This is a genomic window from Mesorhizobium sp. M0816 (assembly GCF_040320005.1).
Classification (GTDB): Bacteria; Pseudomonadota; Alphaproteobacteria; order Rhizobiales; family Rhizobiaceae; genus Mesorhizobium.
In genome coordinates, this window is the sequence record NZ_JAMYOT010000008.1 from 268,848 (window position 1) to 280,903 (window position 12,056).

The following is a 12,056-nucleotide window of genomic DNA, read 5'->3' on the forward strand; positions in this document are numbered from 1 at the left end:
CTCCCGATCTTTTTTGGGCTCAGGTCAGCCGGACAGTCTCGACCAAAAAGTCCAAAAACGCCCGCACCCGCGCCGGCAGATGCTTGCCTTGGCCGACATAGACGGCGTGGGTGAGTTCCTCGTCGCCGGGGTTGAACTCTTCCAGCAGCGGCAGCAGCCGGCCGGCGGCAATGTCGGCCTCCACATGCCAGCGTGCCAGCCGGGCGATGCCCGCCCCCGAGAGCGCCATCAGCCGCATCGCCTCGCCGTCGCTGACCAGCGTATTTCCGATGATCGACAGGGTGATCGGCTTGCCGGCCGCGTCGATAAAAGGCCAGCCCTCGAGGTGACGTACGAAACGGAAGCCCATCCGGTTGTGACGATCGAGATCGGCGGGCTCCTTGGGCGTGCCACGCGCTTCGAGATACGATGGCGCCGCAACGACGACCACCCGGCTCTGCCCGAGCTTGCGCGCCACCAGCCGTGATTCGCCGAGCGGTCCGGCGCGGATGGCGACGTCAGCGCGCTCCTCCATCAGGTCGATGACATCGTCGGTCAACACCAGATCGACCGAGATTTCGGGGTAGCGTTCTAGGAAACGCGGCAAAAGCGGGATCAGCCGATGCTGCCCGAAAGGCACGTAGCTGTTGATCCGCAGCCGGCCACGCGGCGCGGCACCCGCCGCTGCCTCGCGCTCGGCCGCCGCCATGTCGGCCAGGACGCGCACGCCGCTGTCGAAGAACGCCGCCCCCTCCGGCGTCAGTTGCAGCTTGCGCGTCGAACGGCTGACCAGCCGCGCACCAAGCCGCGCCTCCAGCCGCGCGATCAGCTTGCTCACCGCCGACGGCGTCATCCGCAACGCGCGGGCAGCGGCTGAAAAGCTGCCCGCCTCGACGACGCGGACGAACACTTCGATCTCGCCGGAGCGATTGATGTCGGGCCTGGCCATTGGTGAATCTATTTCACAGACGATGTGCCCGATGCAAGGCTGGTTCACAGCACATCGCGGCACGATCTTCCGGATCGGGGCGTGGGAGGACACGGCGCCCGTCGTCAAAACTGGTCGTCATCGAAGTGGGAACCGCCATGCCCCTTGCTCTTTACGCTCTTGCCGCCGGTGCGTTCGGCATCGGCGTCACCGAATTCGTCATCATGGGCCTGCTGCTCGACGTCAGCACCGATCTCGACGTCTCGATCTCGGCTGCCGGCCAGCTGATTTCCGGCTATGCGCTGGGCGTTGTCATCGGCGCGCCGCTGCTGACGATCGCAACCGGCCGTTGGCCGCGCAAAACCGTGCTTCTGGCGCTGATGGCGATCTTCACGCTGGGCAACCTCGCTTGTGCGCTTGCCCCAGACTACTGGACGCTGATGGGTGCGCGCGTACTGACCGCCTTCGCCCACGGCACCTTCTTCGGCGTCGGCTCGGTCGTGGCGACCGGACTGGTGGCGCCCAACAAGAAAGCCTCGGCGATCGCCCTGATGTTCACCGGCCTGACCATCGCCAACATCCTCGGCGTGCCCTTCGGCACATGGCTCGGCCAAGCCTTCGGCTGGCGCGCGACCTTCTGGGCGGTGACCCTGGTCGGCATCGCCGCCTTTACCATCATTCTGCTGCTGGTGCCGGGCAGCCGAACAGAGCCTGAGAAGAGCAATTTGCGCGCCGATCTCGCCGTGCTCGGCCGCACGCCGGTCCTGCTTGGCTTTGCTACCACCGTGCTTGGCTATGCCGGCGTCTTCGCCGTCTTCACCTACATCGCCCCGTTGCTGACCGAGATCACCGGTTTTGATGAAGCAGCGGTGTCGCCGATCCTGCTGGTCTTCGGCGGCGGCCTCATTGCCGGCAACCTCGCCGGCGGCAAGTTCGCCGACCGCTGGTTGGTACCGTCCGTTCTCGGCAGTCTCGTCGTCCTGGCGATGGTGCTCGGCACCATGACCTTCGCCCTGCACAGCCAGGTCATGGCCGTTATCTATGTCGGCCTGCTCGGCGCCGCCGCCTTCGCCACCGTCGCGCCGCTACAGTTATGGGTGTTGCAGAAGGCACAAGGCGCCGGCCAGAGCCTCGCCTCATCCTTCAACATCGCCGCCTTCAACCTCGGCAATGCTGCCGGCGCCTGGCTCGGCGGCGTGGTCATCGCCCATGGTCCCGGCCTCGATGCCGTCACCTGGGTCGCGGCCCTGTTGCCGCTTTCAGCGCTTGCCGTGGCGGCGTTTGCGCTGCGCCTCGACCGAGATCCTGTCCTCGCCACACCGGAAATCGCGCGGTCATAGAACGGCAAACCTCAACCAATCTTTGAAACAGCCATCCTTCCACAAGGAGCAAACCCATGGATTATCGAAATCTTGGCGCATCAGGCCTGAAGGTCCCGGCGCTCTCGTTCGGCGCTGGAACCTTCGGCGGTTCAGGCCCGCTGTTCGGCGCCTGGGGCAACAGCGATGCGACGGAAGCACGGCGGCTGGTCGACATCTGCCTTGAGGCCGGCGTCAACCTGTTCGACACCGCCGACGTCTATTCGAATGGCGCTTCCGAACAAGTGCTCGGCGCTGCCATCAAGGGCCGCCGCGACACCGTGCTGATCTCGACCAAGACCTCGCTGCCGATAGGCGACGGTCCCAACGATGCCGGATCGTCACGTTCACGCCTGATCAAGGCCGTCGAAGACGCGCTGGGGCGCCTTGGCACCGACTACATCGACCTGCTGCAACTGCACGCCTTCGACGCTGCAACACCGATCGAGGAGGTGCTGTCGACACTGGACAGTCTCGTGCGCGCCGGCAAACTGCGTTATGTCGGCGTCTCCAATTTTTCCGGCTGGCAAGTGATGAAATCGCTCGGCCTGGCGGGCAGATACGGCTATCCCCGATACGTCGCCCATCAGGTCTATTACTCGCTGGTCGGACGCGACTATGAATGGGAGTTGATGCCGCTCGGCCTCGACCAGGGTGTCGGTGCGCTGGTGTGGAGCCCGCTCGGCTGGGGCCGCCTGACCGGCAAGATCCGCCGTGGCCAGAAGCTGCCTGAGAAAAGCCGGCTGCACGACACGGCAAGCTTCGGACCGCCCGTCGAGGATGAGCATCTCTATCGGGTCGTCGACGCGCTTGATGTTGTCGCCGAGGAAACCGGCAAGACCATACCGCAGATCGCCATCAATTGGCTGCTGCAGCGGCCGACCGTCGCCTCCGTCATCGTCGGCGCGCGCAACGAGGAGCAGTTGCGCCAGAATCTCGGCGCCGTCGGCTGGTCGTTGACAGCCGAGCAGATGAAGAAGCTCGACACGGCAAGTGAGGTCACCGCACCCTATCCGTATTTTCCCTATCGCCGGCAGGAGGGTTTTGCCCGGCTGAACCCGCCCGCAGTCTGACGCTCCAAAAGCTGGGCGGCGGCTCCCAGGCTGCCGCCCGCCCGGCTAATGCAGAACGAACTCGCCGTCGACCTTGCGCCATTCGTTCGGCGCGATCAGCTTCTGGTGCGTGTAGCTGACCGAATGCAGCGGGCCTTCGAGCTTGGCCTTCCAGAACTCGATGAAACGGATCAGCACGGGAAATTTCGGGGCGATGTCGTAATCCTGCCAGATGAAGCTCTGCAGCAGATGCGGATGATCTGGAAAGTGATAAAGAATCTTGGCCGTGGTCAAGCCATAGCCCTTGAGCATCAGGTCCATTTCGGAATGGTCGCGCATTGCGGTCCCCTGGTTGATTCTCCTTCCTCCCAGGCTGAAATTGTGCACCCCATTTGCTTAATCGTCTATTGATATTTCTATGATCGAACCAGATTACTTCCGCAAAAACATGCGCTTAGCAGCCGACTCACGAGAGTGCTGACACCGCCTGGTAAGGCGCCTGCGGCATCCCGCCGCGCGAATCCAACGTCTAATGTTGCCGTCGCGGCCGAACTGTTAATAATGCGCGCGAATTCGCGGCCGCATCGCTGCGATCCTGCCGGCGGTCAAGCCGGCGGTTTGGTTTTGGGGAGGAAGGCGAAGAAATGTCCGATGTTCATGTCCATCGCGTCCAGCCGGCGTGGAAGAAGAACGCGCTGATTGACAATGACACCTACCTGAAATGGTACGCCGACAGCGTCAAGAACCCGGACAAGTTCTGGGGCAAGCACGGCAAGCGCATCGACTGGTTCAAGCCGTACAGCAAGGTCAAGAACACGTCCTTCGACGGCCAGGTCTCAATCAAATGGTTCGAGGATGGCCAGACCAACGTTTCCTGGAACTGCATCGACCGGCATCTGAAGAAGCGCGGCGAACAGACCGCCATCATCTGGGAAGGCGACAATCCCTACGACGACAGGAAGATCACCTATAACGAGCTTTACGCGCATGTCTGCCGCCTCGCCAATGTGATGAAAAAGCACGGCGTCAAGAAGGGCGACCGCGTAACCATCTACATGCCGATGATCCCGGAGGCCGCTTATGCGATGCTCGCCTGCACGCGCATCGGCGCCATTCATTCGGTCGTCTTCGGCGGCTTTTCGCCGGATGCGCTGGCCGGACGCATCGATGACTGCAAGTCGACCTTCGTCATCACCGCCGACGAAGGCCTGCGCGGCGGCAAGCCGATCCCGCTAAAGGAGAACACGGACAAGGCGATCGAGATCGCCGCCAAGGCCGGAACGAAAGTCGAAAAGGTCTTGGTAGTGCGCCGCACTGGCGGCAAGACCGGCTGGGCCGCCGGGCGCGACGTCTGGTACCATGACGAGGTCGCGACGGTTAAGGCCGAATGCAAGCCCGAGAAGATGAACGCCGAGGACCCGTTGTTCATCCTCTACACATCCGGCTCGACCGGCAAGCCGAAAGGTGTGCTGCACACCACCGCCGGCTATCTCGTCTATGTCTCGATGACCCACCAATATGTCTTCGACTATCATGACGGCGATATCTACTGGTGCACCGCCGATGTCGGCTGGGTCACCGGCCACAGCTACATCGTCTACGGGCCGCTCGCCAACGGCGCCACCACGCTGATGTTCGAAGGCGTGCCGAACTACCCGTCGCAGTCGCGTTTCTGGGACGTGATCGACAAGCACAAGGTCAACATCTTCTACACGGCGCCGACGGCGTTGCGCGCGCTGATGGGCGCCGGCGATGCCCATGTCACCAAAACGTCGCGCAAGTCGCTGCGCGTGCTCGGCACCGTCGGTGAGCCGATCAATCCGGAAGCCTGGGAGTGGTATTTCAACGTCGTAGGCAACGGCAAGGTGCCGATCGTCGATACCTGGTGGCAGACCGAGACCGGCGGCATCATGATCACGCCGGTTCCGGGCGCCACCCACCTCAAGGCGGGTTCAGCGACGCGGCCCTTCTTTGGCGTCAAGCCGCAGCTGGTCGATACCGACGGCAAGGTGCTCGAAGGCGAAGCCAGCGGCAATCTTTGTATTGCCGACTCATGGCCGGGCCAGACGCGCACCGTCTATGGCGATCACGACCGCTTCGTGCAGACCTATTTCTCGACCTACAAGGGCAGATACTTCACCGGCGACGGCTGCCGCCGCGATGCTGACGGCTACTACTGGATCACCGGCCGCGTCGACGACGTCATCAACGTCTCCGGCCACCGCATGGGCACCGCCGAGGTCGAATCGGCGCTGGTTTCGCATGAGAAGGTCTCGGAGGCCGCCGTCGTCGGCTACCCGCACGATATCAAGGGCCAGGGCATCTACTGCTATGTCACGCTGATGGCCGGCGAAACGCCAAGCGAGGAATTGCGCCAGGAACTCGTCGCCCATGTCCGCAAGGAGATCGGCGCCATCGCTTCGCCCGACAAGATCCAGTTCGCGCCCGGCCTGCCGAAGACCCGTTCCGGCAAGATCATGCGACGCATCCTGCGCAAGATCGCCGAGGATGATTTTGCCGCGCTCGGCGATACCTCGACGCTGGCCGATCCGGCGGTCGTCGACGACCTTATCGCCAACCGGCAAAACAAGAAGGGCTGATGCAACCCGCATTGGGCGCCGTCACCGAGCTTTGGCGCTATCCCGCGAGCTCGCTCGCCGGCGAGTTTCAGCAGGCGATCTCCGTCGACCGGCATACCGTCGAAGGCGACCGCCTGTTTGGTCTTGTCGATACCTCGACCGATGAAATCGCACGGCCCGACCGCGAAGCGAAATGGCACAAGGTGCCCCGCATCCGCACCCGGCTGTCGCAGGCCGGCAGGCTGGAGGTCGCCATCCCCGACGGACGCTGGCTTTCGGCACCTGGCGCGCAAAGTGATCGCGCCATTTGCGCCTATCTCGGCTTTGCGGCTTCCATCCGGCCGTTCCGTCGGGAAAATGCTGCTCCGGATTACGCCGGCCCTCTGCTGACGGAACGCTACGTCAAAGCCCCTATTCATCTGCTGACCACCGCCTCACTGGCGCGTTTGAAAGTGCTGCATCCAAAGGGCACCGCCGACGCGCGCCGCTTCCGCCCCAACATCGTCGTCGATGTGCCGGAGGTCGAGGGGTCGTTCCCCGAGACGGAATGGATCGGGCGCAAGCTGGCGATCGGCGACCTGCTCCTGACCATCTCCGAGCCGTGCCGCCGCTGCGGCTTCACCATCATTGGCCAGGACGGGTTCGACCACGACCCGGCAATCCTGCGCAGCCTGGTCCGCCACAACGCCCATAACCTCGGCGTCTACTGCACCGTCGATCGACCGGCCCGCGTCGAGATCGGCGCCACGATGCGCCTCCTGTAGCTATCGGTACAAATCCGCCCGCGTCGGCGGCAGGCCGCTCGGCCCACGCGCGCGCCTTGTGGCGACGGTCTGGAAAACCTGCGCCGAGGCGCGTTCGAAGGTAATCGAGCAGCCGGTGAGATAAAGCAGCCAGAGCCGCGCCTTGGCTTCGCCGACCTCGGCGATAGCTTCGTCGAAGCGTGCGTGGAGGCGCTCGGCCCATAGCCTGCAGGTGCGCGCATAGTGCTCGCGCAAATTTTCGACGTCGTAGACGAGGAAGCCGTGGGCCTCGAGATTGCCGAGCGTCATGCCGATCGTGTCGAGTTCGCCGCCCGGAAAAATGTATTTGATCAGCGCCTTGAATTCCGGCCCCTTGCGCAGCGTCTTCTTCAAGCTGCCCTTGTCGCGCCGGGTGATGGCGTGGTGCAGATAGATGCCGCCCGGCTTGAGCAGGCGATGGATCCTCGAGAAATAGGCCGCATGGTTGGCAAGCCCCAGATGCTCGAACATGCCGATCGACGAGATCTTGTCGAAGGAGCCGGACAGCTCGGCATAGGACTTTATCTCGATGGTGATGCGGTCCTCCAGCCCCTCGGCGCGGATGCGTTCACGGGCGAGCTCGGTCTGTGCTTCCGATAGCGAAACGCCGTGGCCGACGACGCCATAATTCTTCACCGCATGGATGAGCATCGCTCCCCAGCGGCAGCCGATGTCGAGCAATCTATCGCCGGGCTTCAGCCGAAGCTTGCGGCAGATATGGTCGAGCTTGTCTCTCTGGGCCTGATCGATATCGTTGGCGAAATCCTTGAAGTAGCCGCAGCTATAGACCATGCGCTCGTCGAGGAAGAGCCGGTAGAATGCGTTGGAAATGTCGTAATGATGCTCGATCGCCTCCTTGCTCGAACCGCTGACGAAAGGATTGCGGCCGGAAAGATCGGTTCGCGTCGTCATCTGTTTTCGCGAAAACAGCACCGCCGGCAGGTCGCGCAGGATCGCCAGCTTCGGCAATGTCTTGAGCTTCGTCCTGAGCTTGCCGTGCGTGGGCAAGGCGTAGAAATCGAACAGCGATCCGTCTTCGACGTCGACCGCCTTGGCAATCCACATCTCGATCAGCGTCGATAAAGAGGGCCGACGTACGATCTGCCAGACGATGTCCTGGTCGTTGATGGTGAGCACCGGGCCGGCAGCCGGGCCGATCCGCTCGCCTGTCCACAGCCTCACCGCAAAACCCGGCTTCAGCGTCTCGATGACCGTCCGAACAATCCGGGCCGCTCTCTCGGCTGCCTCCATCCCGTCCTCCCTTACCCGGCAAAATAGTGGCCCGGAACAATAGCGGCTCGATCTTGCCTGCCCGATCGGCCGGCCGCAAGCCGCCCGAGTGCACAAGCAGGCTTGTTCAGGATTTTCGGGTGCCGCGCCTTGCCATTTGCCGGATGACACCCCATCATGAGGGAGTGTTCAACAAATCGAAAGGAGGTGATCCGATGTCGAGTGATTTCGTTTTCCAGAACGTGGCCTCAGCGGATCGCACTTTCGGGAAGCAGTCTTCCCGCTAAGGCGCGAGATGCGCGGCTGGCGACCAGGGTCGCCGCCAGGAGCCGCGCCATGGACGGAAACACGGAAGGCCGCCGGCTTCGCGAGAAGCGGCGGCCTTTCCTTTTTGGGCTGTTGTCCCCTATTTGGTTACGGTTAACATCTCGACGTTGCGCGCTATATCCTGGAAAGCCTGGTTGAGTTCCGTTCCATTGGCCGCCTGATAAAAGTGCTTGATCTTGGCGGTGTCCGGGCTCGCGCAATCCTGGAGCGTCGCCTTGGCATTCGTTTCGTTTAGGTCAAACCCAATGGTGAAGACCTCAATGCCCTTGTCGCGCATGGCAGCGCAAAGTTTCTTGGCGGCCGTGCGGGTCGGCTCCTTGCCGGCGTCATTGTAGACGTCGCTGACCGTGCTCGCATCGAAGTAGGACAGGTTGAATTCGCCATCGGTCATCAGGATCGCGATCTTGGCAACCTTCTTTGGATCCATCTTGGCCGGCCGTTCCGAGGCTTTCATCACACTGCCCCAGTTTTCCGAAAGCATGTACCAGGTCCACTGCACGCCGATATGGCCGGCGGTGCCGCCGGAGGCGACGAAATTCTTGATGACCGTCTTGAGCGCCGTCGCATCCGCTGTCAGCGGCATCAGCGCGGCGATCGGGCAGGCGGCGGTGCCGGTCTGCCAGGCGAAGGATGACAGCAGGTAGTCGCGATTGACCATGCTGACGTCGGGGCCCGCATCCGAATACTGATAGGTCCCCTTGCGCTCGGTGGCGCAATTATCGGGACGGATAAAGCCCGAGACATACTGCACGGCGTCATTGGCCGGCGCCTGTTTGCGTTGACTGGCGGTGGTTTCCACATAGACGCTGCTGGCGGCAAGTGTACCGGCATTCACCGAATTGGCATAAGGCACGATGGCAACCCGCACACGTGGCTTGGAGGGGTCCTGGCCGCCCAGGAAGCTGTCGACAGCATTCGCCGCGGCCGCCCGCAGATCGATGATTTTCTGGCCGGCCATCGACCCGGTCACGTCCAGCATCATCGCGACTTCGATCTGCTTGTCCGAATAGAGCGCCGTCGTCGATGCGGGGACGCGTTGCATGCCACCCGTGCTGAAAAGCGGGAAATAGTAGTTGACGTTGACATGGACGTCCGCCTGGACAGTCTTGGCTGTCCTGTCGACAACCAGATTGTCGAGGACGATCTGGTTGTCCTGGAGGATACCCGCCGTGCTGTTGGCATCGAGAAAGGCCTGCACCGATTTGCTGGCGTCGGCCTCGCTGATGACGCCGGTTGTCAGGTCGCGGGCCGTCGAGGTGACCGCTGCATCGACCACGCCTTGCAGGCTCGATTTTACATTGTAGAGTTGGGACACGTTGACCGCAAAGCCGACACTCAGTGCCAGCACTGAGCCGATTATCCCAAACAGGACCGCGAAATTTCCGCTGCGATCCCCGGCAAAGCCGCCGATCGTCTGAACAAGACCCCCGAAACGCCGCATTCCTTCCGCCTCCATTCGCTACAGCCTGCAGCTGTCCGAACGCGCATTGCAGGAATCCGGCCGGATCGCGCCGCCAGGCCCGGGAAAGCGACCGGCCCGCGATCAGGTCATTGTTTCCAAACGGTTTCGAGCGGCGGCAGGGTAAACAGAGGGTAAACGAAAGCTGCGCCGGCACGGCTTTGTCGACAAAGCGCTTACCACGAACAGGCTCGCAATTCAGGACGACTGGACTGCGTCCCAATCCGGTACAGACGAGATGTATCGAACCGGTTCAGCACGATCGCGGTGGCGGGAAATGGAAACACGGACTGTGAATGTGTCCCGAAAGACTAGGCCAGCATCCGTGCGCTGACCGTCTTGTCGACGCCACGACAAGGCGGCTTGAACAGATTACCTTCCTGCTCGTGCGTCCAGACCTTGAACAGGGTGAGCCGATGCGGGCCAAAACTGTGCAGCAGCGGCACGTCGGTGGCGTCGCGGCCGCGGGCGATGACGACGCGGCCGATCCTCGGCACATTGTGGCGAGGATCGAAAGTGTACCACCTGCCGTCGAGGAACACTTCCACCCACGCCGAGAAATCCATCGGCGCCGGATCGGCGGGCACGCCGATATCGCCGAGATAGCCGTTCACGTAGCGGGCCGGGATGTTCATGCAGCGGCAGAGCGTGATCGCCAGATGGGCAAAGTCGCGGCAGACGCCGACGCGTTCCTCATGCGCCTGCGCCGCCGTGCGGGTCGAGCGCGCATAGCCGTAGCCGAAGGACAGGCGGTTGTGGACATAGTCGACGATGGCCTGCACCCGCGCCCAGCCCGGTGGAAGCTGGCCGAAAAGTTGCCAGGCCAGGTCGCCGAGATGGTCGGTCTCGCAGTAACGGCTGCCGAGCAGATAGCCGAGCACCTCGTCCGGCAATTCGGCAACCGGGACTTCTCTCGCCAGCGTGTTGACTTCGTCCGTCTCGCCGCTGTCCTCGACCACCGCGTCATAAAGGATGCGAAAGCTTCCGGCCGGCGCCGTGAAGCGGCGGCAGCTATTGCCGAAAAGGTCGTGGTAGACCCTGGTCGGGACCGACGGCGAGGTCAGCACGCGCGTCTGCCGCTTGATGTCGGCCTGGCGATCCCCGTGGATATCGAGCAATGAAACGACCGGCGTTGCTGCAACGCATTCAATGGCAATTTCATAGCCGAGCCGAATCAGCATCGCCCTCCCCTGCGATCGTCATGGAAGATAGTGCCGATCAACGCGGGACAGTGCGTGGCGGTTCCTTGTGGTCGTCAAAAACGACGCCTCGCGGCTTCCCATACGGACGCGGCAACGTTACGGTCGATTGACACGCGTCTTTCGAAATAATCCCTCCAAGATGACCCCGGGAAACCGATGTTTGCAGGCAGAAAATTCGCGGCCTTCCTGTTCGATATGGACGGCACGATTCTCAATTCGATCGCCGCAGCGGAAAGGGTCTGGGCAGCGTGGGCGCATCGGCAAGGTCTTGACGTCGCCGCATTCCTGCCGACCATCCACGGCGTGCGGGCGATCGAGACCATCGGCCGGCTGGCGCTCCCAGGCGTCGATCCTGCCCGCGAAGCCGATTCGCTTTTGCAGGCCGAGGCGGCCGATGTCGAGGGCATTCGCCCGATTGCCGGCGCCGCGGCCTTCCTGGCGTCGCTGCCGCCTGGAAGCTGGGCGATCGCCACTTCGGCACCGCGCGAGCTCGCCCTGCTGCGCCTGCAGGCCGCGGGTATTCCGGCTCCCGCCGTGATTGTTGCGGCGGAGGATGTATCGCGCGGCAAGCCGGCGCCCGACTGCTTCCGGCTGGCGGCCGAACGGCTCGGCGTCGATGTGGGCGACTGCCTCGTCTTCGAGGACGCGCCGGCCGGCATAGCGGCGGCCGAAGCCGCGGGCGCTGCGGTCGTGGTGATCAGCGCCACGCACCGGCATCCGTTGGAGACGCCGCATGCCACCATCGCCGGCTATGACGCGATCGGCATCGCCGTCGATTCCAGCGGCTGGATTGCCATCGGAGTGGAGCGGGCCGCGCTGCCTGTTTGACTAGCACCCTGCCTGGGCTAAAAGTCGCTGGTCAGGCCCTTGACCTCCCAGTCGCCATAGCGGCCAGGCTCCTTGCCGCCGCGCCCGCCCATCTCCCTCGGCAGCGTGGCTTCCTGCTCGCGATATTTCTCCCGCCGGGCCTCGGCCTCGACCAAGGCGCGCCTGGCTGCCGGGGTCAGCGGCTTTTGCGGCGAGCCGTTAGCATGCGTTTGGCTGGTTTTGTCGATCATGCGATCTTCCGCTAGATTGAAACAGGCCCCGATTGAAACGGGAACCGCTGTTTCCCATCATATAGCGATGGGCCCACAAGGATCGACCCCTTTGTTGGGCCA

Annotated in this window: 11 protein-coding genes; 5 read left to right on the forward strand and 6 right to left on the reverse strand. The window is 63.0% G+C overall.

The window, feature by feature from the left end; all coding sequences use genetic code 11:
- Positions 1-19 precede the first annotated feature (19 nt).
- A complete protein-coding gene (locus NKI17_RS15320; protein WP_352618169.1) occupies positions 20-928 on the reverse strand; it encodes a LysR family transcriptional regulator in 909 nt (302 codons plus the stop codon).
- A gap of 137 nt (positions 929-1,065) precedes the next feature.
- Between NKI17_RS15320 and NKI17_RS15325 the strand changes: the two genes are divergently transcribed.
- Positions 1,066-2,247: an MFS transporter gene (locus NKI17_RS15325; RefSeq protein WP_352569514.1), complete on the forward strand. Its 1,182-nt coding sequence runs from the start codon at positions 1,066-1,068 to the stop codon at positions 2,245-2,247.
- Between the two features lie 56 nt (positions 2,248-2,303).
- Complete coding sequence (locus NKI17_RS15330) at positions 2,304-3,338, forward strand: aldo/keto reductase (RefSeq protein ID WP_352624917.1); 1,035 nt, start codon at positions 2,304-2,306, stop codon at positions 3,336-3,338.
- 45 nt (positions 3,339-3,383) lie between these two features.
- Here the strand turns inward: NKI17_RS15330 and NKI17_RS15335 are convergent, their stop codons facing one another.
- Positions 3,384-3,656, reverse strand: a complete 273-nt coding sequence (locus NKI17_RS15335; protein WP_023678111.1) for an usg protein — start codon at positions 3,654-3,656, stop codon at positions 3,384-3,386.
- A 305-nt stretch (positions 3,657-3,961) separates the two neighbouring features.
- Here NKI17_RS15335 and acs point away from each other — a divergent pair, with 305 nt between their 5' ends.
- Positions 3,962-5,917: an acetate--CoA ligase gene (gene acs, locus NKI17_RS15340; RefSeq protein WP_023678112.1), complete on the forward strand. Its 1,956-nt coding sequence runs from the start codon at positions 3,962-3,964 to the stop codon at positions 5,915-5,917.
- Complete coding sequence (locus NKI17_RS15345) at positions 5,917-6,660, forward strand: MOSC domain-containing protein (protein WP_023678113.1); 744 nt, start codon at positions 5,917-5,919, stop codon at positions 6,658-6,660. The genes acs and NKI17_RS15345 overlap by 1 nt, the downstream gene beginning before the upstream one ends.
- Here the strand turns inward: NKI17_RS15345 and NKI17_RS15350 are convergent, their stop codons facing one another.
- From NKI17_RS15350 to NKI17_RS15360, 3 genes are all read right to left on the reverse strand, one after another.
- Positions 6,661-7,929, reverse strand: coding sequence for a class I SAM-dependent methyltransferase (locus tag NKI17_RS15350; protein WP_352906259.1), 1,269 nt, complete (start codon positions 7,927-7,929; stop codon positions 6,661-6,663).
- A 385-nt stretch (positions 7,930-8,314) separates the two neighbouring features.
- A complete protein-coding gene (locus NKI17_RS15355) occupies positions 8,315-9,676 on the reverse strand; it encodes a pilus assembly protein (RefSeq protein ID WP_023678115.1) in 1,362 nt (453 codons plus the stop codon).
- A gap of 329 nt (positions 9,677-10,005) precedes the next feature.
- On the reverse strand, positions 10,006-10,875 hold the full coding sequence (locus NKI17_RS15360) for a transglutaminase-like domain-containing protein (protein WP_023678116.1): 870 nt from the start codon (positions 10,873-10,875) through the stop codon (positions 10,006-10,008).
- Between the two features lie 177 nt (positions 10,876-11,052).
- Between NKI17_RS15360 and NKI17_RS15365 the strand changes: the two genes are divergently transcribed.
- Positions 11,053-11,724, forward strand: a complete 672-nt coding sequence (locus tag NKI17_RS15365; protein ID WP_023678117.1) for an HAD-IA family hydrolase — start codon at positions 11,053-11,055, stop codon at positions 11,722-11,724.
- Between the two features lie 17 nt (positions 11,725-11,741).
- On the opposite strand, the gene NKI17_RS15370 is transcribed toward NKI17_RS15365, so the two are convergent.
- Positions 11,742-11,954, reverse strand: coding sequence for a DUF1674 domain-containing protein (locus NKI17_RS15370; RefSeq protein WP_023678118.1), 213 nt, complete (start codon positions 11,952-11,954; stop codon positions 11,742-11,744).
- Between the last annotated feature and the right edge of the window lie 102 nt (positions 11,955-12,056).

Coding starts and splice junctions, on each gene's coding strand:
- NKI17_RS15320 (WP_352618169.1), bottom strand. CDS start 928: ATGGCCAGGCCCGACATCAATCGCTCCGGCGAGATCGAAGTGTTCGTC.
- NKI17_RS15325 (WP_352569514.1), top strand. CDS start 1,066: ATGCCCCTTGCTCTTTACGCTCTTGCCGCCGGTGCGTTCGGCATCGGC.
- NKI17_RS15330 (WP_352624917.1), top strand. CDS start 2,304: ATGGATTATCGAAATCTTGGCGCATCAGGCCTGAAGGTCCCGGCGCTC.
- NKI17_RS15335 (WP_023678111.1), bottom strand. CDS start 3,656: ATGCGCGACCATTCCGAAATGGACCTGATGCTCAAGGGCTATGGCTTG.
- acs (WP_023678112.1), top strand. CDS start 3,962: ATGTCCGATGTTCATGTCCATCGCGTCCAGCCGGCGTGGAAGAAGAAC.
- NKI17_RS15345 (WP_023678113.1), top strand. CDS start 5,917: ATGCAACCCGCATTGGGCGCCGTCACCGAGCTTTGGCGCTATCCCGCG.
- NKI17_RS15350 (WP_352906259.1), bottom strand. CDS start 7,929: ATGGAGGCAGCCGAGAGAGCGGCCCGGATTGTTCGGACGGTCATCGAG.
- NKI17_RS15355 (WP_023678115.1), bottom strand. CDS start 9,676: ATGCGGCGTTTCGGGGGTCTTGTTCAGACGATCGGCGGCTTTGCCGGG.
- NKI17_RS15360 (WP_023678116.1), bottom strand. CDS start 10,875: ATGCTGATTCGGCTCGGCTATGAAATTGCCATTGAATGCGTTGCAGCA.
- NKI17_RS15365 (WP_023678117.1), top strand. CDS start 11,053: ATGTTTGCAGGCAGAAAATTCGCGGCCTTCCTGTTCGATATGGACGGC.
- NKI17_RS15370 (WP_023678118.1), bottom strand. CDS start 11,954: ATGATCGACAAAACCAGCCAAACGCATGCTAACGGCTCGCCGCAAAAG.